This window comes from Streptomyces venezuelae (assembly GCF_008642315.1).
In the GTDB taxonomy this organism is placed as follows: Bacteria; Actinomycetota; Actinomycetes; order Streptomycetales; family Streptomycetaceae; genus Streptomyces; species Streptomyces venezuelae_D.
This window is the reverse complement of sequence record NZ_CP029192.1, coordinates 1,755,185-1,779,636: the sequence shown is the minus strand read 5'-3', so window position 1 is coordinate 1,779,636 and position 24,452 is coordinate 1,755,185. Positions and strand designations below refer to the sequence as shown.

Here is a 24,452-nt window from a genome sequence, read left to right as displayed (position 1 = left end):
TTCGACCGGACGCGGCGGAGTTCTGGCTGGCTTAGCGGGCAAAGGCGTTAGCAGCCATGACGCCCTGCGGCAGACGGCCCGCGAGTGATCTTCGGCGTGAAGATCACAAAATGCATCATTTACCGTGCAGACTTCGATCTCTTTCGGCGGGAGTATGCGGACCAGGACGGCGGGTCAGTGACCCCAGGTGCTTCGCGTGTCATGGGGCCAACCGGAAGGGGTGCGTGGTGACATGGGCCACCTTGGCTTTGGGGATCCCCGCGCTCTTGGGCCTCTTGGGGCTTCTGCTGTCCCAAGTCCGCGTCGTGCTGACGAACCTGATCGCTGTCGTGCGCGCATGGCACGAGTTGCGGGCGGTGCTGCGCGAGGGGGCATCGGGGACGAGCCAGGAAGCCGATCCGCCGAGCGGACCAGGTCCTTGATCTGGGCTGTGCAACACGCCCGTGCCTGATCTTCCGCACAGTGGCGCGGCCCTGCCTGTCCACATCCCGATCGGTCAATACCGTCAGTGACGGTTTGGCACAGCCGGGAAGGGTCGAGGTGAGCCACGCAGGAAACGGCGAATGACGTGCGGCGAGTGATGGCTCGCTCCCCAGCGCCGCGCATTCTCCCCAGATTCTCCCCAGCGGGCTGAAATGGGCGCCGGAAGACGTTCGCGTCCGCGAAGCTGACCGAAGGCTGCGTGCTCGACGCTACAGCCAGTCCCGCCGCTTGAAGATGAAGTACAGGCTTACGCAGACCACGGCCATCAGGCCGATCGCGAACGGATACCCGAACGCCCAGTGCAACTCCGGCATCTCATCGAAGTTCATCCCGTAGATCGTTCCCACCAACGTGGGTGCAAACAAGATGGCCGCCCACGACGAGATCTTCTTGATTTCTTCGTTCTGTTCGAAGCCCGCTTCCGCCAGTGCTCGCATCTCCGCGTTCTGCTGTTGCGTCACCAGTGTCGCGTTGACCGTGAGGATGTCGGCCAGGGCCTGGCGGAAGCCGTCGACGCGTTCGCTGGTGTGGGTGACGTGGTCGGCCACGTCTCGTAGGTAGCGCTGGAGCTCCTCGTCCGTGCCGTACTTCGCGAAGCCTGCCATCAAGGAGTGCAGCATGCTGACCAGGGGGCGGGTCGCGCGTTGGAACTCGACCATTTCGCGGGAGAGTTCGTAGATGCGGCGGGAGACTTCCGGGTCCCCGCGGAAGACCTCGGTCTCGATCTCGTCGATGTCGTTCTGGACGCCGGCGACGACGGGGACGTAACCGTCGACGACCGCGTCGAGGATGGCGTAGAGCACCGCCTCCGGGCCCAGTTTGAGGAGGTCGGGGCTCTCCTCCATGCGGCGGCGGACCCCGGACAGGTCCGGGGCGGCGCTGTGGCGGACCGTGATGACGAAGTCGGGGCCCACGAACACGTGCAGTTCGCCGAAGTCGACCTCTTCGGGGGCGTCGAGGTAGCGGGCGGCGCGGAGGACGACGAAGAGGGTGTCGCCGTAGCGTTCCAGCTTCGGGCGCTGGTGGGCCTCCATCGCGTCCTCGAGGGCCAGCTCGTGGAGGTCGAACTCGGCGGCCAGGGAGAGGAGCTCCGCCTCCGTCGGGCGTGCGAGGCCGATCCACGCCATGCCGTCCGGCTGCTCGCGCAGCTCGCGGAACGTGTCCGCAAGGGAGGCGGGCGTCGCCACACGGACCCCGTCGCGGTACAGCGCCGCTTCGACGATGCCCGCCACCGGGTGAGGCGAGGGCGACGGTGTGTCCGGTGGGGGCGGGGAGGTGGGTGCGGCGGGTGGGGGAGTCGTGGGGCGTGCGGTACGGCGCCACGTGTGCTTCTTGTTGTTCGCGGGCTGCTCGGGGCGGGCTCGGCGCTCCGTCATGGCGGGCGACCACCTTCGATCGGCGAAGTCCCGCGTTCCGCGGACCCGAGCAGGATATGTGGCCCGTGCGGGGGGACGCGGGAGCGGCGCCCCGGAGGGGGAATGGGGGAGCGGCGCCCCGGAGGGGAAGGGGGGTTGCGGACCGTATGTGTCCGCGAACGTCGCTAGCGTGCCGTTCATGAAGAACACGTCGGCCTCGGGCCGGACGACCAGCCCCGTCCTGGGAGCCCGTGCTCTCAACCGTGCCACCCTCGACCGGCAGCTCCTCCTGCGCCGCTCCCGCGATCTCTCGGTCAAGGATGCCGTCACCCATCTCGTCGGCCTCCAGGCACAGAACGTCAAGCCGCCCTACTACACCCTCGCCGCACGCCTCGCCGACTTCGATCCCACCGAGCTCTCCGCACTGCTCGACGCGCGCGAGCTCGTCCGTATCGTCACCCTGCGCTCCACCATCCATCTGCACACCGCCGCCGACGCCCGCATCCTGCGGCCGCTCGTCCAGGACGCGCGCGCGGCGGAGCTGGCGGGGTTCAGGGCCGGGCTGGTCGGTGTCGATCCGGTGGAGCTCGCGGGCGTCGCGCGTGCGGCCGTCGAGGCCGAGCCCCGCACGATGAAGCAGCTCCGCGAGGTGCTGAGCGTGCGCTGGCCCGATGCCGACCCGCAGTCCCTCGGCGTCGCCGCCCGCTGCCTGTTGCCGCTCGTCCAGGTCACCCCGCGCGGGCTGTGGCGGCGCAGCGGGCAGGTCGCGCTCACGACGGTCGAGCAGTGGCTGGGCGGTGGGGAGCGTGGTGGTGAGGTCGGTGGTGGTGACGGTGGCTCCGGCGGGTCGGAATCCGGTGTCGCGGGCCTCGACGACGCCGTCCTGCGTTACCTCCGCGCCTTCGGGCCCGCCTCCGTCAAAGACATGCAGACCTGGGCCCGGCTCACCCGGCTCCGTGGCGTGTTCGAGCGGCTTCGGCCCCGGCTGCGCACCTTCCGGGACGAGAACGGCGTCGAGCTCTTCGACCTGCCCGACGCGCCGCGCCCCGACCCCGACACCCCTGCCCCGCCCCGCTTCCTTCCCGAGTACGACAACCTGCTCCTCTCGCACGCCGATCGGACCCGCGTCGTACCGGCCGCCTACAAGGGGCGTACGTGGAAGGGGAATCGCCCGTACTGCGTCTTCCTGCTCGACGGGTTCCTCGCGGGGGTGTGGCGGCTGGAGGAAGACCCGAAGGGCGGGGGTGCCGTGTTCACCATTGAGCCGTTCGGGCGGCGGCCCGGGCACGCGCAGCGGGAGGAGCTGGTGCGGGAGGCGGAGCGGATGGTGGCGTGTATCGCCGAGACGTCGGGTTCCCCTTCCTTCCCTTCCTCGTCGGTCTCGTCGCTCCCGTCCTCGTCCTCGTGCGACATTCGCTTCGGGAGCGTCATCGACGGCTGAGCGCGTCGGTGTCCCTCGTGTCCTCACGCTCTTGTGCGCTGACGCACGTACGCCCTTACGCCCGCAAGTACGTCAGCACCGCCAGCACCCTCCGGTGCGTCTCGTCCGTCTGCGGCAGGTCCAGCTTCGTCAGGATGTTGCCGATGTGCTTGCCGACAGCCGCGTCGGACACGACCAACTCCCGTGCTATCGCGCCGTTCGACTTGCCCTCGGCGATCAGTGCGAGCACCTCGCGTTCGCGCGGGGTGAGCTGCTCCAGCGGGTCGCGGCGGCGGCGCAGCAGTTGGCGTACGACCTCGGGGTCGACCACCGTCCCGCCGTCCGCCACCTTGCGCAGCGCCGCCACGAACTCCTCGACCTGGCCGACCCGGTCCTTGAGGAGGTAGCCGACGGCCGTTCCGTCGCCGGAGTCGAGGAGTTCGGCGGCGTACGACCGTTGCACGTACTGACTGAGGACCAGGACCGGGAGCGCGGGGCGCTTCTCGCGCAGGCGTACCGCCGCGTGCAGGCCTTCGTCCTGGAAGTCGGGCGGCATGCGCACGTCCGTGACCACGATGTCGGGCGCGTGCTCCTCGACCGCCGCGACCAGCGCCCGCGCGTCCCCGACCGCCGCCACCACCTCGTGGCCGCAGCGGGCGAGCAGGCCGATGAGGCCTTCGCGCAGCAGCACGCTGTCCTCGGCCAGCACTACGCGGAGCGGTCTGCCGCCCTCGTCAACTCGCAAGGAAACTCCACACGCAACAGGGTCGGCCCGCCCGGCGGACTGGTCAGGGCAAGTCTGCCATCCAGGACCGACACGCGGTCCGCGAGCCCCGTGAGGCCACTGCCTGCCGCCGGGTCCGCGCCGCCGCGGCCGTCGTCGTGCAGCTCCAGGTGCAGGCGCCCGTCGGCATGGCCCCCGGCTATCCGTGCGCGCCGCGCCCCGCTGTGTTTCGCGATGTTGGCGAGTGCCTCGCAGACCACGAAGTACGCTGCCGATTCCACCGCTTGGGGCGCCCGGCCCGGTAGTTCGAGGTCTACGTCGACGGGGACCGCGCAGCGGTCGGCGGCGTCGGCGACCGCGGCTTCCAGGCCGTAGTCGGTGAGGACCTTCGGGTAGATGCCCTGGATGAGTTCGCGCAGCTCCGCGAGGGCGTCGCCCGCCTCCCGGTGTGCCTTGGTCAACTGGTCGGCGAGCGGGCCCGGCGGGGCGTCGAGGCGCGCCAGACCCAGCGTCATGGACAGTGCCACGAGGCGTTGTTGGGCGCCGTCGTGCAGGTCGCGCTCGATCCGGCGTCGTTCGGCCTCGAAGGCGTCCACCAAGCGGGCGCGGGAGCGGGACAGTTCGACGACCTTGGCTCCCAACTCTGCCTCGGGCGGGGCGATCAGGAGTCTGGTCAGGGCGGCGCGGGCGCCCGCCGTGGCGCCGAGCACGTACGCGCCGAGGGCCAGCAGGAGCAGGCCCAGGACGGCGACGCCCCACGCGGCGGGCCAGGTCGTGACCGTCCACTGTTTGAGCACCTTCGCCTCGTGGCCGTCGCCCACCGTCGCCATCAGCACGGGCGTGGCGACCACCGACAGCGGCAGGAACAGGGCGATCACCAACGCCACCGCGTCGACCGGCCACAGCAGGCCGGCGAACAGCAGGGCGTACCCGAGCTCCCGCCATGTCGCCGGTTCACGCAGCCGGGTGGCCAGCCAGGGGCGGAGGCCCGGCTCGGCCGGGACCTGGTGGCGTCCTGCCGCCGGGGCGCGGTCGATCAGGCGGAGCCTGCGCCGCTCCATCCCGGCCACGGGGATGCCGCCGAGTGCGGCCACGACGAGCAGCGGCAGGCCCACGAGGACGAGGGTGAGCGCGCCGCAGACCGCCGCCGCCACGACGATCCCCACCAGGGTGGCGGCGCCCGTCGCCGTGCCGGTGAGCAGATACGCGGCGGAGCGCCAGGGCCAGGCCGACAGCAGATAGCCGGGCCGGGACATGGCCTGCCATACGTTTTCCTGCCGCACGGCCCCCAGTCCTGCGTTCCCCCGTCTTGCGTTCCCCTGCCGCACGTTCCCCCGCCCTGCGCTCCCGCGCCACACGTTCCGAGGATGCATGCGCATGACCGTACGGGGGCGGGGTCGGCCGCTGCCATCGGGCCGGGGCCCGTGTCCGGGGTATGCCTGGCCCTACCTCAGGTCTCGTTCCTGGCGTACTGCGCCCCAGCGGGCCGCCACGGTTTGGTTGGGGCACCGACGAGCCGAGGAGCGAGCCAGTGCTGGTGCAGAGACATGTGGGGCAGGACGACGCGGTCCGATTGCGGGCCGTGTCCCGGCGGTTCGGCTCCGGCGGTACGTCCGTCAGCGCCCTCGACGACGTGTCGCTCACGTTTCCCAGGGGGACGTTCACCGCCGTGATGGGGCCGTCCGGGTCCGGCAAGTCGACCCTGTTGCAGTGCGCCGCGGGTCTGGATCGGCCCACGTCCGGCTCGGTCGTCGTGGGCGGCACGGAGCTCGCCGGGCTGAGCGAGCGCCGGCTGACACTGCTGCGGCGCGAGCGCATCGGGTTCGTGTTCCAGGCGTTCAACCTGCTGCCCTCGCTGACCGCCGAGCAGAACGTGGCGCTGCCCCTGCGGCTCGCCGGGCGCCGCCCGAAGAAGGCGCGGGTGCGCGAGGCGCTCGGGCAGGTCGGACTCGGCGATCGGGCGCGGCACCGGCCTTCGGAGATGTCCGGTGGGCAGCAGCAGCGGGTCGCCCTCGCCCGCGCCCTGATCACGCGCCCCGACGTGCTGTTCGCCGACGAGCCGACCGGCGCGCTCGACTCGCGGACCGGCCGCGAGGTGCTCGCCCTGCTGCGCGGCATGGTCGACCGGGACGGTCAGACGGTCGTCATGGTCACGCACGACCCCGTGGCGGCGGCCCACGCGGACCGTGTCGTCTTCCTCGTCGACGGGCGGGTCAACGGCGAGTTGAGCGACACCGGCGAACAGCCGCCCCGCCCCGGCGAACAGCCGCCCAGCACCGACCAGCACACAAGTCGCGCCGCCTTCGCCGACGACATCGCGGTCCGCATGACCGGCCTGGAGGCGACACCGTGCTGAGCGCCCTGCCGAGCACCACCCTCCGTACCCTCCGCCACCGCTGGCCCACCTTCGTCGGCAGTTTCGTCGCCCTCTCCCTGGGCGTCGCCCTCATCGCCGTCATGGGACTGGCCCTGGCCTCCTCGCAGGACGCGCCGGCCCGCGGCCCGGAGCGGTTCGCCGCCGCGCCTGTGGTCGTCAAGGGCCAGGACACCCTCACGGTGCCCACCTCGCTCGACGACCGCACCCACGAGCTCGCGCAGCCGCGCCCCGTCCCGGACGCCGTGGTCGCGAAGCTGCGCCGCCTCGGGACCGTCGTCCGGGACCGGTCGTTCGCCGTGCGGGCCGAGCGCGGTCCCGCCGATCTGGTGGGCCACCCCTGGTCGACCGCGGCCTTCGCGCCGTACGAGCTGACCGCGGGACGCGCGCCCCGGGCCGCGGACGAGGTCGTCGTCAGCGGGCACTGGGCCGGCCCCGGCACCCGGCTGCGGACCGGCGGCGGCACGGTGCGCGTCGTCGGCACCGTGGCGGGACTCGGCTTCGAGAACGCCGTCTTCCACACCGACGCGCGTGCGGCCCAACTGTCGCCGCGCAGCCTCCAACTCGTGGTGGACGCGCCCCCGGCCACCGTGCGACAGGCGCTGCACGGTGGCGGCGTGCAGGTTCTCACCGGCGACGCCCGTCGCTTCGCCGACCCCGACCCCGGCCGGGACGGCGAGGCGCTCACCGCGATGAACGCCATGTTCGGCACGGCGGGCGGCGTCTCCGCGTTCGTGTCGGTGTTCGTCGTGGCGTCCACCTTCGCGTTCGCGGTGGCCCAGCGGCGCCGTGAGTTCGGACTGCTGCGCACCGCGGGCGCGACCCCGGGGCAGATCCGCCGCATGGTCGCCTCCGAGGCGCTCCTGGTGGGTGTGCTCGCCTCGGCCGCGGGCTGCGTGCTCGGCTCGTACGGCGCGCCGATGCTCGCCGAGTGGGCCGTCCACGAGAGCCTCGCGCCGCGCTGGTTCGCGATCGGCGACCACACCTGGCCCTACCACGCGGCGTTCTGGACCGGCCTGTTCGTGGCCCTGTGCGGCGCGCTGGCCGCGTCCTGGCGTGCGGGTCGAACGGGCCCCGCCGAAGCGTTGCGTGAGGCGTCCGTCGACACCCGGGCGATGACGTGGGGCCGTTGGCCGGCCGGCTCGCTCCTCCTCGCCACCGCCGCGGTGACCCTGGTCCTGGCCTTGGTGACGAGCCCGGGCGACCTGCTGCAGCGCAAGACGTACATGAGCAGGCCCATGCTGTTGATCACCGCGGTCGCGCTGCTCGCGCCGGTGGTGGTGGGTCCCGTGGCGCGGCTGGCCGCCTGGCTGCCGGCCCGTCTGCCGGGTGCGGGCGGGATGCTCGTACGGGAGAACGCCGCCGCCGGAGTCCGCCGTACCGCCGCCGTCGCCGCCCCCGTGCTGGTCACGGTCGCGCTGGCCGGTTCCCTGCTGGGCGCCACGGCGACCCTCGCCGGGGCGAAGGCGACGGAGACACGGGAGCGGACGGCCGCCGACTTCGTGGTCACCGCGGCAGGCGTCGCGGGGTTCGACGAGGCGACGCTGAAGCGGATCCGGGCCGTGCGCGGCAGCGCCGCCGTCTCGGCGAGCGCGTCGAGCGCCGTGTACGTCCTGGAGGACGGGGTGGCGCTCATCGAGTCGGATGCGAGAGCCGTCGAACCGGGGCCGTTCGCCGCGACGGCGCGGCTCCCGCTGTCGGCGGGGACGGTGCGCCACCTGGACGACGACTCGATCATCGTCAACGAGGAGTGGGCGGAGCGCACCGTGGGCGAGCGGGTGGACGTGTGGCTCGGCGACGGCACGAGGAAGTCGCTGCGGATCGCGGCCGTCATGGCCACGGGCACGGGCGACAACGGCGTGTACGTCACCCCGCGCAACGCTCCGTCGGCGCCCGTCGACCGGGTCGAGGTCCGCGTCGCGGCCGGTGCCGACGCGGCCGCCGTGGCCTCGGGTCTGCGGCAGGCGGTACGGGTGTCGGGCGGCGAGGTCCTCACCAAGGACGCGTGGGTACGGGCGACGTCCCCCGGGACCAACCGGACGACCCGGATGGGCCTCTTCATGGTCCTCGGGATCGCCCTCCTCTACACGGGCATCTCCCTGGCCGACACGATGGTCATGGCGACCTCCGACCGGGTCCGCGAACTGGCCGTGCTGCGGCTGGCAGGCGCCACCGGACGGCAGGTGCTGCGGCTGGTGGCCGCGGAGGCCCTGCTGGTGGTCGTGATCGGCGGACTGCTGGGCGCGCTGGTCGCCGGGCTCAACCTGGTGGGCATGTGGAGCGCGCTGGGGCTGCTCTCGGTACGGACGCCCATCCAGATTCCGTGGGCGACGCTCGGAGCGATCCTGTGCGCCTGCGCGGTGCTCGCCGTGACCGCGGCGGTCGCACCGGCCGGTCTGGCGCTGCGGCGTGGGGCGATGTCGACGACGGGTGTACGTGAGTGAGGGCGCGTCACGTGATGTCTTGCCCGAGCCGAGGCCGGAGCAGGCCCGGAGCAGGCCCGGCACAGGCCGAGCGAAAGCCCAACGCCGTCCCTCAGGGCAGCAAGCCCGCCCGGCGGGCCGACACCACCGCCTCCAGGCGCGTGTGCGCGCCCAGTTTCCGCATGGCTGAGCGCAGGTAGCCCTTCACCGTCTCGGGGCGCAGGCCGAGACGTTCGGCGGCTGTCGCGTTCGTCAGGCCCGCGGCGACGCAGGACAGGACGTCGACCTCGCGGGGCGCGAGGGCCACCGGGCGGTCCCTGGCGTGGTCGGGGACCAGCGTGGCCGATTCCAGGCGGCCGCACACCGCGAGGAGTTCGGCCCGCAGGGACGCGTCGGTGACCCGCGGGGCCAGCGCCCGCAGCGCGCCGTGCGCCTCACGCACCTTCTCCCACGCCCCCGGCGCCGGTCCAGGTTCCGCCCCGCGGCCCGCACCCACGCCCCCGCCGCCGCCCGGCTCCGACCCCCGCACCACCGCCAGCAGCGACCGCACCTCGTCCCGCACCACCAGCGCCTGTTCCACGTCGCGCGCCGCCGCCACCGCCGCCGACAGAGTCCGGTCGCCGAGCGGTTGGGCCGCGCGCAGCGCGCCGTACAGGACGCCGCGCACCCGGCGGCGTACCACCACGGGCACCGCGAGCACCGACCGCAGGCCCTCCGCCGCGACCGCCGCGTCGTACTCGTGGCTGATATGCCGCGACACGTGGTAGTCGGTGACCGCACAGGGCCGGGACAGGGCGACCGCCTTGCCGCCGAGGCCGTTTCCTGGCGAGATGGCGAGGCCCTGCAACGCACGCGTCCCCGTGCCGGTCAGTTCGCCGATGCGGACCTGCCGCGGCCCGTCGAGCAGACCGCCGAACGCCACCGGGAGCCCCGTGCCGCGGCGCAGCCGCAGCAGAGCGGCCCGCATCTCCACCGTCTCGCCGCCGTCAGCCGACACGCGCCCGCCCTTTCGCCTCGTGACACCCCCGTCCGGGGGTAGTGAGATCCGCCTCACGAATTACACGATGTTCCGTAGCGTCCGGCAATGAGTACGGCAGCACGAGCGACGGTACGAGTTTCAGCACAAGCAGCGGAGTGAACGCCGCGAGCGCGGCGACTAGGGGTGCACATGACGACTGACGGCACGAGCGCCACGGAGCAGTTCCGTACCGCACGGGACTTCCTCCTGCGGCATCGAGAGGACTACGCCGCCGCGTACGAAGGCTTCGCCTGGCCGCGGCCCGAACGGTTCAACTGGGCGCTCGACTGGTTCGACGTCATCGCGAAGGACAACGACCGCACGGCTCTGCACATCGTGGAGGAGGACGGCACGGAGTCGCGCTTCTCCTTCGCGCACCTGTCCGCCCGCTCGAACCGCGTCGCCAACTGGCTGCGCGCGCGGGGCGTCCGCGCCGGTGACCGCATCGTCGTCATGCTCGGCAACCAGGCCGAGCTGTGGGAGATCGCGCTCGCCGCGATGAAGCTGCGCGCCGTCGTCATCCCGGCGACGCCGCTCCTCGGCCCCGTCGACCTGCGCGACCGCATCGACCGCGGCCGCGCCCGGCACGTCGTCGTACGGCCCGAGGACACCGCGAAGTTCGACGACGTACCCGGCGACTACACGCGGATCGCCGTCGGGGGAGGGGAGCCGGATGAGCGTACGGGCTGGATCTCGTACGCGGGTGTCGACGACGACGCCTCCCACACCACCGCCACCCCCGACCTCTTCGAGCCCGACGGCATCACCCTCGCCGACGACCCCCTGATGCTCTACTTCACCTCGGGCACCACCGCCCAGCCCAAGCTCGTCGAGCACACCCATGTCTCGTACCCCGTGGGTCACCTCGCCACGATGTACTGGATCGGGCTGAAGCCCGGCGACGTCCACCTGAACATCTCCTCGCCCGGCTGGGCCAAGCACGCCTGGTCGAACCTCTTCGCCCCGTGGAACGCCGAGGCGACGGTCTTCATCCACCATTACGCGCGCTTCGACGCCGGCCGGCTCATGGCGGAGATGGACCGGGCCGGCGTCACGTCGTTCTGCGCGCCGCCCACCGTGTGGCGCATGCTCATCCAGGCCGACCTGACCCAGCTGCGCACCCCGCCGCGCGAGGTCGTCGCGGCCGGTGAGCCGCTCAATCCCGAGGTCATCGAGCAGGTGCGGCGCGACTGGGGCGTCACCATCCGCGACGGTTTCGGGCAGACCGAGACCGCCGTGCAGGTCGCCAACTCGCCGGGGCAGAAGCTGAAGCCGGGCTCCATGGGCCGCCCGACCCCCGGCTTCACCGTCGAGCTCCTCGACCCGGTGACCGGCGCGCCCGGCGCCGCGGAGGGGGAGATCTCCCTGGACCTCGGTTCGGACCCGGTCGGCCTCATGGCCGGCTACCACGGCGACCCCGAGCGCACGGCCCAGGCGATGGCCGGCGGCTACTACCGCACCGGCGACATCGGCTCGCGCGATGCCGACGGCTACATCACCTACGTCGGGCGCGCCGACGACGTCTTCAAGGCCTCCGACTACAAGATCTCCCCGTTCGAGCTGGAGAGCGCGCTCCTGGAGCACGAGGCGGTCGCCGAGGCCGCGGTCGTGCCCGCGCCCGACGCGGTGCGGCTCGCCGTTCCGAAGGCGTACGTCGTGCTCGCCGAAGGGTTCGAACCCGGCCCGGACACCGCGAAACTGCTGTTCGAGCACTCGCGCGCGGTGCTCGCCCCCTACAAGCGCCTGCGCCGCATCGAGTTCGGCGCGCTCCCCAAGACCGTGTCCGGCAAGATCCGTCGCATCGAGCTCCGCGAGGCAACCGCCGCGGGTTCGGACGCGGAGTACCGCGAGGAGGACTTCCGGTGAGCGAGCAGAGCGAGCGGTCCAGCACACTCTCGTACGCCCACGGCACGAGCGGTACGCCGCTCCTCGGCGACACCATCGGCCGGAACCTCGACCGGGCCGTCGCGTCCTGGCCCGACCGGGACGCGCTCGTGGACGTCGCCGCGGGCACTCGCTGGACATACGCCGAATTCGGCCACTCCGTGCGGGAGTTGGCGCGCGGCTTCCTCGGGGCCGGCGTCGCCAAGGGAGACCGCGTCGGGATCTGGGCGGTGAACTGCGCCGAGTGGGTCCTCGTGCAGTACGCCACCGCCCGCATCGGCGCCATCATGGTCAACATCAACCCGGCCTACCGGGCGCACGAGTTGGAGTACGTGCTCAACCAGTCCGGCGTCTGTGTCCTGGTGGCGACGCAGGCCCACAAGAGCAGCGACTACCGCGCCCTCGTCGACGAGGTGCGGCCCCGCTGCCCCGGACTGCGCGCCGTCCACTACATCGGCGACGACGCGTCGTGGGGCGCGCTGGTGGCTGCGGCCGGCGGGATGGGAGACGACGAACTCGCGGCGCGTGAGGCCGAGGTGAGCTGCGACGATCCCGTCAACATCCAGTACACCTCCGGCACCACCGGCTTCGCCAAGGGGGCCACGCTCTCCCACCACAACATCCTCAACAACGGCTACTGGGTGGGCCGAACCGTCGGCTACACCGAGCAGGACCGCGTCTGTCTTCCCGTGCCCTTCTACCACTGCTTCGGCATGGTGATGGGCAACCTCGGCGCCACCTCGCACGGCGCGTGCATCGTCATCCCCGCTCCGTCCTTCGACCCGGTCGCCACGCTGCACGCCGTCGAGCGGGAGCGCTGCACCTCGCTGTACGGCGTGCCGACGATGTTCATCGCCGAGCTGAACCTCGCCGACTTCGCGACGTACGACCTGAGTTCGCTGCGCACCGGCATCATGGCGGGCTCGCCCTGCCCGGTCGAGGTGATGAAGCGCGTCGTCGCCGAGATGCACATGGAGGAGGTCTCCATCTGCTACGGCATGACCGAGACCTCGCCCGTCTCCACGCAGACCCGCCGCGACGACGACCTGGAACGCCGCACCGGAACCGTCGGCCGGGTCCTGCCCCACATCGAGGTCAAGGTCATCGACCCCGCGACCGGGGTGACGCTGCCGCGCGGCTCCTCCGGTGAGCTGTGCACGCGCGGGTACAGCGTCATGCTGGGCTACTGGGACGAGCCGGAGCGGACCGCGGACGTCATCGACTCGGGGCGCTGGATGCACACCGGGGACCTCGCGGTCATGCGGGAGGACGGGTACGTCCAGATCGTCGGCCGCATCAAGGACATGATCATCAAGGGTGGCGAGAACATCTACCCCCGGGAGATCGAGGAGTTCCTGTACGGCCACCCGAAGGTCGCGGACGTACAGGTGGTCGGCGTACCCGACGAGCGCTACGGGGAGGTGCCGCTGGCCTGCGTGATCGTGCGGGACCCCGACGACGTCCTCACGCTGGAGGAGCTCCAGGCCTACTGCAAGGGGCAGTTGGCCCACTACAAGATCCCCGCCGCCCTGCGCATCCTGGAGGCGTTCCCCATGACGGTCTCGGGGAAGGTGCGCAAGATCGAGCTCAGGGAGCGGTACGGGGAGTGACGCCCGCCCCGGCCCCGGTGAGGTCGCGGCGCATGCACAGGCGGGGCCAGCGGTCGAGGCCCAGCTCCGCCTCGTGCGCGCGGATGTCGCGCAGCGCCGGGGTGAGCTCGGCGTCCGCGAGCGGGCGGAAGCCGATGCGGGCGTAGTACGGGGCGTTCCACGGGACGTCCGTGAACGTCGTCAGGGTCAGCGCGGCCGCGCCCTCCTCGCGGGCGCACTCCCCGGCGTACTCGATCAACGCGCGGCCCACGCCCCGGCGGGCGGCGCGCGGGTGCACGGTGACCTGCTCGATGTGGAGCGAGGGGGTACCGGGGAGCGGGTCGGCGACGAGGTACGCGATCAGATACGCGACGGGGGAGTCCTCGGCGTCGTCGTCGACCGCGATCCAGGCGTGGCCCGCCCGGCGGTAACCGTCCAGCTCCTCGATCGTGGGCGGCTCGTCGTCCGCGATCGCGGCCATGCCGAGGTAGCGGAACGGTTCGCCCGCCGCGCGCTCGATGTCCTGGAGCGCGGGCAGTTCGGCGGCGGTGACGGGGCGGATGCGCATGGGGTGAGTATGTCCTGGTCAAAATGTGTTGTGCGGCGGTGGGGAGAGCGGGGATCGTGGGCCGGTCCGTCATCGGGTGGGCCTTTCCGTCGAATTCCGTGGGGTGCGCGTGCGTCTGTCCAAGCCCGGTGATCCCGGGGAGCGCGGGGCCGTCGAAGCCGGAGTCGCGGGTGCCGAGGGTGCCCGACCGCCCGGTCTGAGCCGCGGCATGGTGCTGCTGCTCGCCCTCACGTGCGGTGTGGCCGTCGGCAACGTCTACTTCCCGCAGGCCGTCAGCCCGCTGGTCGCCGACGGACTGAACGTCTCCGCCGACACCGCGGCGCTCGTTGTGACCGCCACGCAGTTCGGATACGCGGGCGGCATCTTCCTCCTCGTACCGCTCGGCGACCGCGTTCCGTACCGGACGCTCATCGTCACGCTCCTCTCCCTCGCCGGCCTCGGCCTGCTCGGCGCGGCCGCCGCACCGGGGATATCGCCGCTGATCGCGGCGAGCGTCCTCGTCGGCGTCACCACCGTCGTGGCGCAGGTCATCGCGCCGACGGCGGCGGGGCTCGTCCCCGAGGAACGGCGCGGCGCCGTCGCGGGCACGCTCCTGAGCGGGTCGATCGGCGGAATGCTGCTGTCCCGTGTCTTCGGCGGGGCGGTGGGGGAGTGGCTGGGCTGGCGTGCCCCCTATCTGATGACGTCGGTGATCGCGCTGCTCATCGCGTGCGTACTGGCACGCGCGCTGCCCCGGTCGACGGCGCCCTCCCGGCAGCGCTACCCCGCCCTGGTCGCCGCCTCCCTGCGACTCCTGCGCACCGAGCCCGAGCTGCGCCGCTCCGGCTTCTACCAGGCGATGATCTTCGGTGGCTTCTCCGCGCTGTGGACCGGCGTCGCGCTGCTCCTGACCGGGCCCGAGTACGGCCTCGGCGCGTCGGCGGTCGGCCTGCTCGCGCTGGTCAACGCGGCGACGATGCTCTGTACGCCGGTCGCGGGACGGCAGGTGGACCGCCGGGGCTCCGACGCGGTCAACCTGGTCTGCATGGTCGGGGTCCTGGTGGCCTCCGCCGTCCTGTTCGCGGGCGGCCTCGGCGGGGCGATGGGGCTCGTGGCCCTCGCGGTGGGGTCGCTGCTGCTCGACGTCGCGATGCAGTCCGGCACGGTCGCCAACCAGGTACGGATATTCGGCCTCAGCGACGAGGCGCGGGCCCGTCTCAACACGGCCTACATGACCTGCGCCTATCTCGGCGGAAGCGTCGGGTCGTGGCTGTCGGTGCACGCGTACGGCGCCTTCGGCTGGCCGGGCGTGTGCGGCCTGGTCGCCCTGCTGGCGACGCTCGCCCTGCTCCGCCACGTCGCCCACCTGCGCGGAGCCGGGCGCTCCGGTGCCGCGGAGCACGCCGCGGGGCGGCCCCTCACGCGCCCGTAGCCACCAGCTCGTACGCCGCTCCGTTCACCGGCTGCGGCGTGCCGGTCGCGTCCATCGTGAAGAGGGGGACGCCGAGGGAGTCCGCGCGCGTGCGGGCTCCCGGCGTGTATCCGGCGAGGGTGAAGAACGCGCACGCCACGGGGGTGTCGCCCGCCTCCGTCATCGCGGTCAGCCACAGGCACTCGATGTCCCGCGGTGTGGTGGGCCGCAGCGCCGGTTCGACCTGCGCCAGCATGCCGCGCGCGGCGATCCGGGAGCCGGAGGGCGGGCGCCGGGCGGCGCTCCGGGTGTTCAGGTATCCGAGCCAGCGGAGGTAGAGCGCGGCGACGGTCACGGCGTCACGGGCGTCGCGGATCGTGACGGGGCGGAAGGCGGGGCGGGGGCGCGGGGCGGTGCGCGGCAGGGGGATGTGGGAGGGGTGCCCGTGCGGCACCCCGGTTGCCGCGTCCCCGGGGCCCTTGTCCGAGCCGTCGGACCCCTCGTCCGGCCGTGCGTCCGCCACGGCCCCTGCGACCGTTCCCGCCCCCGCGCCGGTGCCCGTTCCCGTTTTCGTTCCCGTCCCTGCTCCCGCGATCGGAATGCGCAGTACCGCCCCGCACGGGCAGTCCAGCTCCGGCTGAGGCCAGTGGCCCTCGTGGCCGCACGCCGCACAGCGTGCCGTGATCCACTCCTCCGCCCAGGTCCGGTCCGTGACGGGCTCCGGCGAAGCGTCCCGGGACACGGGCGGGGCCACGGGGATGCCGCACGCGCAGGGGTAGGACGGCGGGGCGTACACATGCTCGCGCCCGCACTTCGGGCACCGTATCGGCACTGTCGGGACCATCGGACGCCACTCTCCGTCACCGCAACCGTCGCCACCATCGGGCCTTCCCCATCCTCCACCCAAGCGATGCCCGGCGGCTGTCAGTTGCCCGATCTCTCTTGACGCTGTCCGACGCGCCCGCTTACATTGCTTCCATATAGCAGAACTAAATTTCCACAATGCGGAAACAGGAGCTCACCGCGGGGCGCGACGGGAGCCGGATCCGCCAGCCGTATCCGTCAGCCGAACAGCTGACGCAGCTGTCGAAGCTGTCGAAAGCTGTTGTCGAAGCAGGAGAACCCCATGGCTCGTATGACCGCTGCCCGCGCGGCAGTTGAGATCCTCAAGCGCGAAGGTGTCGTCAACGCGTTCGGTGTGCCGGGCGCCGCGATCAACCCCTTCTACAAGGCGCTCAAGGAGGGCGGTGGCATCGACCACACCCTCGCCCGCCACGTCGAGGGCGCCTCGCACATGGCTGAGGGCTACACCCGGACCAACCCGGGCAACATCGGTGTCTGCATCGGTACGTCAGGTCCTGCCGGCACCGACATGATCACCGGTCTGTACTCGGCGACCGGCGACTCGATCCCGATCCTCTGCATCACGGGCCAGGCGCCGACGCACCTGCTCCACAAGGAGGACTTCCAGGCCGTCGACATCGCGACCATCGCCAAGCCGGTGACGAAGATGGCCGTCACCGTCCTGGAGGCCGCGCAGGTCCCCGGCATCTTCCAGCAGGCGTTCCACCTGATGCGCTCGGGCCGTCCGGGCCCGGTCCTCATCGACCTGCCGATCGACGTCCAGATGGCGGAGATCGAGTTCGACCCGGAGACGTACGAGCCGCTGCCGGTCTACAAGCCGTCCGCGACCCGCGCGCAGATCGAGAAGGCGATCACCTTCCTGGTCGAGTCCGAGCGTCCGCTGATCGTCGCCGGTGGCGGCATCATCAACGCCGACGCCTCCGACCTGCTGGTCGAGTTCGCCGAGATCACCAACACGCCGGTCGTGCCGACCCTGATGGGCTGGGGCACGATCCCCGACGACCACGACCTGAACGCGGGCATGGTCGGCCAGCAGACCGGCCACCGCTACGGCAACGCGACGTTCCTGGAGTCGGACTTCGTCCTCGGCATCGGCAACCGCTGGGCCAACCGTCACACCGGCTACAACCTCGACGTGTACACCAAGGACCGCAAGTTCGTGCACGTCGACATCGAGCCGACGCAGCTGGGCAAGATCTTCGCCCCGGACTACGGCATCGCGTCCGACGCGAAGGTCGCCCTGGAGCTCTTCGTCGAGGTGGCGAAGGAGCTCAAGGCCGCGGGCAAGCTGCCGGACCGCTCGGCGTGGGTCGCCTCCCACCTGGAGCGCAAGGAGACCCTCCAGCGCCGCACGCACTTCGACAACATCCCCATGAAGCCGCAGCGCGTCTACGAGGAGATGAACAAGGCGTTCGGCAAGGACACGCGGTACGTCACGACGATCGGTCTCTCGCAGATCGCGGGCGCGCAGATGCTGCACGTCTACAAGCCCCGCCACTGGATCAACTGCGGCCAGGCGGGCCCGCTCGGCTGGACGATCCCGGCCGCGCTGGGCGTCGCGAAGGCGGACCCGGACACGCAGGTCGTGGCCCTCTCCGGTGACTACGACTTCCAGTTCATGATCGAGGAGCTGGCGGTCGGCGCGCAGCACCGCATCCCGTACGTCCACGTCCTGGTCAACAACGCCTACCTGGGCCTGATCCGTCAGGCGCAGATCGGTCTGGACATCAACTTCCAGGTCAACCTGGAGTTCGAGAACCAGAACAGCCCCGAGCTCGGCGTCTACGGCGTCGACCACGTCAAGGTCGCCGAGGGCCTGGGCTGCAAGGCGATCCGCGTGACCGACCCGAACGAGCTGGGCACGGCCCTGGAGCAGGCCAAGAAGCTGGCCCAGGAGTACCGGGTCCCGGTCGTCGTCGAGGCGATCCTGGAGCGCATCACGAACATCTCCATGAGCCCCACGGCCGACATCAGCGCGGTCAAGGAGTTCGAGGAGATCGCCACGGAGCCGGGCCACGCGCCCACGGCGATCCGCCCGCTGAAGGTCTGACCCGACCCGACCCACTGACTGGGGCGGTCCACCCGTGGGGGGTGGGCCGCCCCTTCGGCGTGCGCGGACGTGCCCGGTATCAGCCGCCGGTGCCGGGCGTACCCGGCGTACGGGCGGCAGTGCGCCCTTGCCCTGGGAGGCCTGGGAGGCCCGGAAACCTGGAAGCCCGGAGGCCCGGAAGCCCGGAGGCCCGGAAGCCCGGAGGCCCGCAGGCCCGGAGGGGCTGGAGCGCCGGGGACGGCACGGGAGGTCGGCGGCCCCCTGGCCGCCCGGTCCGCCCCCAGCAGAGCCCAGACGCCTGGCGCGCAGCACCGGCCCCCGGGAGACCCGGAGGCCCGGGAGTCCGGAGACCCGGAGTGCCAGGGACGGCACGGGAGGGTCGGCGGTCCCCTGGCTGCCGGGCCCGCCCCCAGCAGAGCCGCAGGTGCCCGGCACGCAGCACCGGCCGCGGCTACCGGCGCGCGGCCCCGGCCCGGCCCCCAGCCCGGCCATGAGGCACCACCGCGCAGGACCGGCCACGGCAACGGCCCACAACCCGGCCTGCGGCCCCGCCCCCCGGCACCGGCCACACGGCCCGACCCACACGCAAAAGAGCGGCGAGTCCGGGGACCGTCCCGTACTCGCCGCTCTGGCTCAGCTGCCCTGTGGGGCCGAAGCACCCTGTGGGGCTGTGGAGTTGTAGCCGTCCGACCGCGCGCGACTGGCGGAACATGCATACGCGCTGCCGGACGGAGTCTGTGGGCCCCCTGGGAGGGGGGCGTCGGCGGGGACCGCGGCGGTTGCGACGGGCCGGGGGTTCCCCTCCCTCAGGTCGAGAAGGGAACCCGTCGGACCTTTACCACCGCACTGGCTCGCAGAGCCGCCGCGGACCCGTGCCTGTCCGCCGGAGCGGACTGCCCGCGTTGCGCACGGGACCACCCCTCATCCGGGTCCGTGGCGGTGCGGGCTCAGCACCGGTGAGTCGACCTCCCGTCAACTCACCGGCGCAGCCTGGGAGTTGCTGCGAACTCGCTCAGTCCTCGCGCAGGGCGCGGACCGCCTTCTCGACGCGCTTGCCGTAGTCGGCGTCGGCGGCGTGGAAGTGGGCGAGGTTCTTCTCGATGACGTCGTCGCGGGAGACCTGCGAGAGGCCGCCGGCGATGTTCGCCACCAGACGGGACTTCTCGTCCTCGGACATCAGGCGGTAGAGCTCACCGGCCTGGAAGAAGTCGTCGTCCTTGGTGTGGGTCGCGGCCTCGTGCGTGCCGGTGTAACCGGCGATCGCGAGCGGCGCGGCCAGCGGCTGACCCGTCTCGACGGGACCGTCGTACGAGTTGGGCTCGTAGTTCTTGCGGTCGCGGCCGTACGCGTTGGACGCCATCAGGCCGTCGCGGCCGTAGTTGTCGGCCTTCGTCGCCTTCGGCGCGTTCACCGCGAGCTGGGTGTGGTTGACGCCCAGGCGGTAGCGGTGCGCGTCCGCGTAGGCGAACAGGCGGCCCTGGAGCATCTTGTCGGGGGACGGACCGATGCCCGGCACGAAGTTGTTCGGGGAGAAGGCTGCCTGCTCCACCTCGGCGAACACGTTGTCGGGGTTGCGGTCCAGGACCAGGCGGCCCACGCGCTGCAGCGGGTAGTCCTTGTGCGGCCACACCTTGGTGAGGTCGAACGGGTTGAAGCGGTAGTCGGCCGCCTCGGCCGCCGGCATGATCTGCACGTGCAGCGTCCAGGACGGGTTCACGCCGCGCTCGATGGCCTGCAGCAGGTCCGTCTGGTGCGAGTTGGGGTCCTTGCCCGCGGTCTCGGCGCCCTGCTCGGCGGAGAGGCTGCGGATGCCCTGGTTCGTCTTGAAGTGGTACTTGACGAAGAAGGCCTCGCCCTTGGCGTTCGTCCACTGGTAGGTGTGCGAGCCGTAGCCGTTCATGTGACGGTACGAGGCGGGGATGCCGCGGTCGCCCATGAGCCAGGTGATCTGGTGCGTCGCCTCGGGGGCGTGCGCCCAGAAGTCCCAGACGTTGTCCGGCTCCTGCTTGCCCGTGAACGGGTCACGCTTCTGGGAGTGGATGAAGTCGGGGAACTTCAGCGGGTCCTTGATGAAGAAGACCGGCGTGTTGTTGCCGACGAGGTCGTAGTTGCCCTCTTCGGTGTAGAACTTCAGCGCGAAGCCACGGGGGTCACGCACGGCGTCCGCGCCGCCCAGGTTGTCCGCCACGGTCGAGAAGCGCAGGAAGACCTCGGTGCGCTTGCCGATCTCGCTGAGGAAGTCGGCGTGGGTGAAGCCGGTGACGTCGTCGGTCACCTCGAAGTGGCCGTACGCACCCGAGCCGCGGGCGTGCACCACACGCTCCGGGATGCGCTCACGGTTGAAGCGGGCGAGCTTCTCCAGCAGGTGCTGGTCCTGCAGGAGGATCGGGCCACCGACGCCGGCGGTGGCGGAGTTCTGATTGTCGGCGACGGGGGCGCCGGACTCGGTCGTAAGCACGCGCTTCGACATCGTGACCTTCCGTGCTGTGACTGCTGAGGTGTTCGGAGCGTAAGGACCCCTGAACTGCTACGTCAACAGTTTGTTGAAGTTGATGATGGAGTTCCGGGCCGCGGCGACGCCTGGGCGCGACAGGACAGGTGTCAGCGCCGCCACGGCCCGGAAGTTCGAGAGGAGCTCTCGCCGGTGGTGCGGCTCAGAGCTCGGCGCCCGAGAGACGCTCGACGGAGCGCAGCAGGGCGGAGTGGTCGAGGCCGCCGTCACCCTGCGTGCGCAGCGAGGCGACGAGCTGGGCGACGACCGCGCCGACGGGCAGGGCCGCACCGACGTTGCGGGCGGCGTCGGTGACGATGCCCATGTCCTTGTGGTGCAGGTCGATCCGGAAGCCGGGCTTGAAGTCCCGGTTCAGGAAGTTGTCCTTCTTGCGGGTCAGCACGGTCGAGCCCGCAAGCCCCCCGTTCAGGACGTCGAGCGCGGCCTTGAGGTCCACACCGGACTTCTCCAGGAAGACCACGGCCTCGGCGCACGCCTGGATGTTGACGGCGACGATGAGCTGGTTGGCGGCCTTCACGGTCTGGCCCGAGCCGTGCGGACCACACAGCACGATGGTCTTGCCCAGCGCGTCGAGGAGCGGCTTGGCCTCGTCGAAGTCGGCCTGCTCGCCGCCGACCATGATGGAGAGCACGGCCTCGATCGCGCCGGCCTCGCCACCGGAGACGGGGGCGTCCAGGACGCGCAGGCCCTTCTCCTTGGCGGCCTTGGCCAGGTCCACGGAGGTCTGCGGGGTGATCGACGACATGTCGACGATCAGCGCGCCGGACTTCGCGTTCTCCAGGATGCCGTCAGGACCGTACGCGATGGCCTCGACCTGCGGGGAGGCGGGCACCATCGTCACGACGACGTCGGCGTCCTTGACGGCCTCGGCGATGGACTTGGCGGCGGTGCCGCCGGCCGCGGCCAGGCGGTCCAGCTTGTCCTGCTCGAGGGTGAAGCCGGTGACGGAGTAACCCGCCTTGATCAGGTTCTCGGACATGGGCGAGCCCATGATGCCGAGGCCGATCCACGCGATCTTGGGAAGGTTGCTCATGAGGGTGTCTCTCCTACTGCTCTCAAACGGGTCGTACGTCGATGAGGGGGCGCTCAGCGCTGGGCCGGCAGCCAGCCGAAGGCCTCGGCGCTCGGGGCGTCGCCCGGCTTGTACTCGAGGCCGACCCAGCCGTCGTACCCGGCGGCGCGGAGCTGGTCGAGCAGCGATTCGAGCGGCAGCGATCCCGTGCCGGGGGCGCCGCGGCCGGGGTTGTCGGCAATCTGCACGTGGCCGGTCCTGGCCGCGTACTGCTCGATGACCGACGGGAGGTCCTCGCCGTTCATGGACAGGTGGTACAGGTCCATGAGGAACTTGGCGTTGCCGAGGCCGGTGGCCGCGTTCACCTTGTCCACGATCTCGATCGCCTTGGGGGCGCTCACGATCGGGCAGAGCGGCGACTCGGGCTTGTTCAGCGCCTCGATCAGCAGGATCGCACCGACGCGGTCGGCCTCACGGGCCGCGAGCACCAGGTTCTCCAGGGCGAGTTCGTCCTGGACGGCCGGGTCCACACCCTCGACGCGGTTGCCGTACAGCGCGTTGAGCGCCGTGCAGCCGAGCGACTTCGCGAAGTCCGCCGCCACCGCGAGGTTGGCGCGGAACTTCTCGCTCTCCTCGCCGGGGATCGACAGGGCGCCGCGGTCCGGGCCGGGCAGCTGCCCCGCGTAGAAGTTCAGGCCCACCAGCTGTACGCCCGCGTCCTCGATCGCCTGCTTCAGGGCGTCGAGCTCGGACTGCTCGGGGGTGGGGGCGTCGACCCAGGGCCACCACAGCTCGACCGCGCCGAAGCCCGCCTTCGCGGCGGCCGCGGGGCGCTCAAGGAGCGGGAGCTCGGTGAAGAGGATCGACAGGTTCACATTGAAGCGCTGGTCGGAGTATCCCATGGGGCTTCCGCGCTCCTTCCGTATTGCGGAAGTTCATTTCTGTCTGGTGGAAGACTGCCTCCGATCTGCGGAAGCTGTCAAGAGGGGGCTGCCGAAAATTCCCACGGCGGCATTAGGTTGTTGAGCGTGCGATTGAGAGTGGAGTTCACGACCGAACCCTTCGATCTCGACGAGGCCCCCGCCCATGCGGTGGTGGCTCGTGAGGTCATTCAGGGGGCCCCGCTGGACGCCGTGGACGTAGGTCCGTTCGGCAATACGGCCGAGGGTGACGTCGACGCGGTGCTCACTGCCGTCGACGCGATGCTGCGCCGGTCCCTGGGGGCGGGCGCGACCCGCGTCTCGCTCCAGGTCAACGTGATCGGCGAGCCGGCGGACCCGGCGGACCCGGGGGAGGCGGATAAGTGACCAGCTTCGGGGACGACCCCTTCGTCACCGCGGTGAAGCCGCTGGTGGACGCCATGGGCGGCGAGATGATGCCGCCCGACCTGGCGGGGACCGACGACGTCGTGCTCGCCTGGGAGGGCGAGGACGTGGTGGCCGTACGGCTGCCGCAGCTCGCCGACTCGCTGGACCACATCCTGCTCGCCCTGGAGCGGAAGCAGGGCCGGCCCCTGTCCGAGCTGGACCGCAAGGCGAAACAGGAGGTCGTGCGGATACTGGAGGCGCGCGGCGCCTTCTCCGTCCGGCATGGCGTCGAGACTGTGGCGGGCGCCCTGGGAGTCTCCCGGTTCACGGTGTACAACTACCTGAACAGGGAGAACGCCGCCAAGAGCGAGTAATTCGCCCCTGGGTCACCTGGTGACCCACGCCCCGTGGTCACGCTGCGCGGCCGAGCCGTCACCCGAAATGCCGGGTGGCGGCTTCTTTGTTCAAGTTATTTCAACAAACTGTTGACGCGGTGTTGTTGAAGGTCTTAGCTGTTCCGCAGCCCGTCCAGCACAAGGCCACGGAGGCTCCCCGTGACTTCGAGTACGACGCCGGGTCTCACCCGGTTCAACGCCTTGGAGGAGGCCGCGGCCACCGCCGCCCTCCACGAGGCCTGCGCCTCTTCGGCCTGGGGAAGCAAGCTGCTTGCCCAGCGCCCCTACCCCACCGTCGAAGCCCTCTTCGCCGCCAGCGACGCCGCCATGGCCGAGCTCACCGCCGAGGATCTGGCCGAGGCGATGGCGGGGCACCCGCCGATCGGCCGCCCGAAGCCGGGGGACCCGACCTCCGCCCGCGAACAGCGCGGCATGGCCGGGGCCTCCGAGGAGCTCAAGGCCGAACTGCTCGAACTGAACCTGGCCTACCAGGAGAAGTTCGGTCACGTCTTCCTGATCTGCGCGACCGGCGCGACAGCCGAGTTCATGCTCGGCCAGCTCAAGATCCGGATCGAGAACGAGGCGGAGGGAGAGCGCGAGATCGTCCGCAGCGAACTGGGCAAGATCAACCGCATCCGCCTGACCCGCCTCGTGGAAGAAGGAAACGACGCATGAGCACGGAAACGACCGCTTCGGTGTCCACGCACATCCTGGACACCAGCGTCGGCCGCCCCGCCGAGGGCGTCGCCATCTCCCTGTCCGCCCGCAGTGGTGCAGGGGATGAGTGGAAGGCGCTCGGCGGCAGTGCGACCGACGCGGACGGGCGGTGCAAGGACCTGCCGGCCCTGCCGGAAGGCACCAGCCATGTACGTCTCGACTTCGAGACCGAGGCGTACTTCCTGAGCAAGAACAACCAGCAAGCCGAGGCGCAGCAGGACGCCCCCGCGAATCGGGACAGCGGTGCGACCGGAGCGTTCTTCCCGGAGGTGGCGATCACGTTCGCCGTCAAGCCGGGCGAGCACTACCACGTACCGCTGCTGCTCAACCCGTTCGGCTACTCCGTTTACCGAGGGAGCTAGCAGAC

At 71.3% G+C, this 24,452-nt stretch carries 20 protein-coding genes; 11 read left to right on the top strand and 9 right to left on the bottom strand.

Annotated elements, in window-relative coordinates; genetic code table 11:
• Positions 1–692 precede the first annotated feature (692 nt).
• A complete protein-coding gene (locus DEJ48_RS07470; protein WP_150215413.1) occupies positions 693–1,859 on the bottom strand; it encodes a magnesium and cobalt transport protein CorA in 1,167 nt (388 codons plus the stop codon).
• A 178-nt stretch (positions 1,860–2,037) separates the two neighbouring features.
• Between DEJ48_RS07470 and DEJ48_RS07465 the strand changes: the two genes are divergently transcribed.
• A complete protein-coding gene (locus DEJ48_RS07465) occupies positions 2,038–3,279 on the top strand; it encodes a winged helix DNA-binding domain-containing protein (protein ID WP_150215412.1) in 1,242 nt (413 codons plus the stop codon).
• Positions 3,280–3,334: 55 nt separating this feature from the next.
• Here the strand turns inward: DEJ48_RS07465 and DEJ48_RS07460 are convergent, their stop codons facing one another.
• Positions 3,335–3,967 carry a response regulator gene (locus DEJ48_RS07460; RefSeq protein WP_150221035.1) on the bottom strand — a complete coding sequence of 211 codons (633 nt, stop codon included), beginning with the start codon at positions 3,965–3,967 and terminating at the stop codon, positions 3,335–3,337.
• Positions 3,967–5,238, bottom strand: coding sequence for a sensor histidine kinase (locus tag DEJ48_RS07455; protein ID WP_150221036.1), 1,272 nt, complete (start codon positions 5,236–5,238; stop codon positions 3,967–3,969). The genes DEJ48_RS07460 and DEJ48_RS07455 overlap by 1 nt, the downstream gene beginning before the upstream one ends.
• 293 nt (positions 5,239–5,531) lie before the next feature.
• On the opposite strand from DEJ48_RS07455, the gene DEJ48_RS07450 reads away from it, so the two are divergent.
• Positions 5,532–6,338, top strand: coding sequence for an ABC transporter ATP-binding protein (locus DEJ48_RS07450; protein ID WP_150221034.1), 807 nt, complete (start codon positions 5,532–5,534; stop codon positions 6,336–6,338).
• Between the two features lie 5 nt (positions 6,339–6,343).
• A complete protein-coding gene (locus DEJ48_RS07445) occupies positions 6,344–8,800 on the top strand; it encodes an FtsX-like permease family protein (RefSeq protein WP_150221033.1) in 2,457 nt (818 codons plus the stop codon).
• Positions 8,801–8,891: 91 nt separating this feature from the next.
• On the opposite strand, the gene DEJ48_RS07440 is transcribed toward DEJ48_RS07445, so the two are convergent.
• Positions 8,892–9,746 (bottom strand): helix-turn-helix transcriptional regulator, encoded by an 855-nt coding sequence (locus DEJ48_RS07440; RefSeq protein ID WP_150221032.1) that lies wholly within the window; start codon positions 9,744–9,746, stop codon positions 8,892–8,894.
• Between the two features lie 201 nt (positions 9,747–9,947).
• Between DEJ48_RS07440 and DEJ48_RS07435 the strand changes: the two genes are divergently transcribed.
• The gene (locus tag DEJ48_RS07435) at positions 9,948–11,663 is read left to right on the top strand and encodes an AMP-binding protein (protein WP_150215411.1); all 1,716 of its coding nucleotides are present in this window, start codon (positions 9,948–9,950) and stop codon (positions 11,661–11,663) included.
• Positions 11,660–13,291, top strand: coding sequence for an AMP-binding protein (locus DEJ48_RS07430; RefSeq protein ID WP_150215410.1), 1,632 nt, complete (start codon positions 11,660–11,662; stop codon positions 13,289–13,291). The genes DEJ48_RS07435 and DEJ48_RS07430 overlap by 4 nt, the downstream gene beginning before the upstream one ends.
• On the opposite strand, the gene DEJ48_RS07425 is transcribed toward DEJ48_RS07430, so the two are convergent.
• The gene (locus DEJ48_RS07425; RefSeq protein WP_150215409.1) at positions 13,269–13,838 is read right to left on the bottom strand and encodes a GNAT family N-acetyltransferase; all 570 of its coding nucleotides are present in this window, start codon (positions 13,836–13,838) and stop codon (positions 13,269–13,271) included. The two genes, DEJ48_RS07430 and DEJ48_RS07425, sit on opposite strands and share 23 nt — an antisense overlap.
• Positions 13,839–13,947: 109 nt before the next feature.
• Here DEJ48_RS07425 and DEJ48_RS07420 point away from each other — a divergent pair, with 109 nt between their 5' ends.
• The gene (locus DEJ48_RS07420) at positions 13,948–15,249 is read left to right on the top strand and encodes an MFS transporter (protein WP_411757431.1); all 1,302 of its coding nucleotides are present in this window, start codon (positions 13,948–13,950) and stop codon (positions 15,247–15,249) included.
• Here DEJ48_RS07420 and DEJ48_RS40920 read toward each other — a convergent pair.
• The gene (locus tag DEJ48_RS40920) at positions 15,236–15,751 is read right to left on the bottom strand and encodes a hypothetical protein (RefSeq protein ID WP_317850906.1); all 516 of its coding nucleotides are present in this window, start codon (positions 15,749–15,751) and stop codon (positions 15,236–15,238) included. The genes DEJ48_RS07420 and DEJ48_RS40920 overlap by 14 nt on opposite strands.
• Positions 15,752–16,354: 603 nt before the next feature.
• Here DEJ48_RS40920 and gcl point away from each other — a divergent pair.
• Positions 16,355–18,142 (top strand): glyoxylate carboligase, encoded by a 1,788-nt coding sequence (gene gcl / locus DEJ48_RS07410; protein WP_150215407.1) that lies wholly within the window; start codon positions 16,355–16,357, stop codon positions 18,140–18,142.
• 1,012 nt (positions 18,143–19,154) lie between these two features.
• Here the strand turns inward: gcl and DEJ48_RS07405 are convergent.
• The 3 genes from DEJ48_RS07405 to DEJ48_RS07395 all read right to left on the bottom strand — a co-directional run bounded on the left by DEJ48_RS07405 (position 19,155) and on the right by DEJ48_RS07395 (position 22,568).
• A complete protein-coding gene (locus DEJ48_RS07405) occupies positions 19,155–20,612 on the bottom strand; it encodes a catalase (protein WP_150215406.1) in 1,458 nt (485 codons plus the stop codon).
• Between the two features lie 184 nt (positions 20,613–20,796).
• Positions 20,797–21,687 carry a 2-hydroxy-3-oxopropionate reductase gene (locus tag DEJ48_RS07400; RefSeq protein ID WP_150215405.1) on the bottom strand — a complete coding sequence of 297 codons (891 nt, stop codon included), beginning with the start codon at positions 21,685–21,687 and terminating at the stop codon, positions 20,797–20,799.
• Between the two features lie 53 nt (positions 21,688–21,740).
• Positions 21,741–22,568 (bottom strand): TIM barrel protein, encoded by an 828-nt coding sequence (locus tag DEJ48_RS07395; RefSeq protein WP_150215404.1) that lies wholly within the window; start codon positions 22,566–22,568, stop codon positions 21,741–21,743.
• Positions 22,569–22,694: 126 nt separating this feature from the next.
• Here DEJ48_RS07395 and DEJ48_RS07390 point away from each other — a divergent pair, with 126 nt between their 5' ends.
• From DEJ48_RS07390 to uraH, 4 genes are all read left to right on the top strand, one after another.
• Entirely contained in the window at positions 22,695–22,973 is a 279-nt protein-coding gene (locus DEJ48_RS07390; RefSeq protein ID WP_150215403.1) for a hypothetical protein, read from the top strand.
• On the top strand, positions 22,970–23,347 hold the full coding sequence (locus DEJ48_RS07385; RefSeq protein ID WP_150215402.1) for a helix-turn-helix domain-containing protein: 378 nt from the start codon (positions 22,970–22,972) through the stop codon (positions 23,345–23,347). Before DEJ48_RS07390 ends, DEJ48_RS07385 begins: the two co-directional genes overlap by 4 nt.
• Before the next feature lie 180 nt (positions 23,348–23,527).
• Positions 23,528–24,043, top strand: coding sequence for a 2-oxo-4-hydroxy-4-carboxy-5-ureidoimidazoline decarboxylase (uraD, locus tag DEJ48_RS07380; protein WP_150215401.1), 516 nt, complete (start codon positions 23,528–23,530; stop codon positions 24,041–24,043).
• Positions 24,040–24,447: a hydroxyisourate hydrolase gene (uraH, locus tag DEJ48_RS07375; protein WP_150215400.1), complete on the top strand. Its 408-nt coding sequence runs from the start codon at positions 24,040–24,042 to the stop codon at positions 24,445–24,447. The genes uraD and uraH overlap by 4 nt, the downstream gene beginning before the upstream one ends.
• Positions 24,448–24,452: the final 5 nt, after the last annotated feature.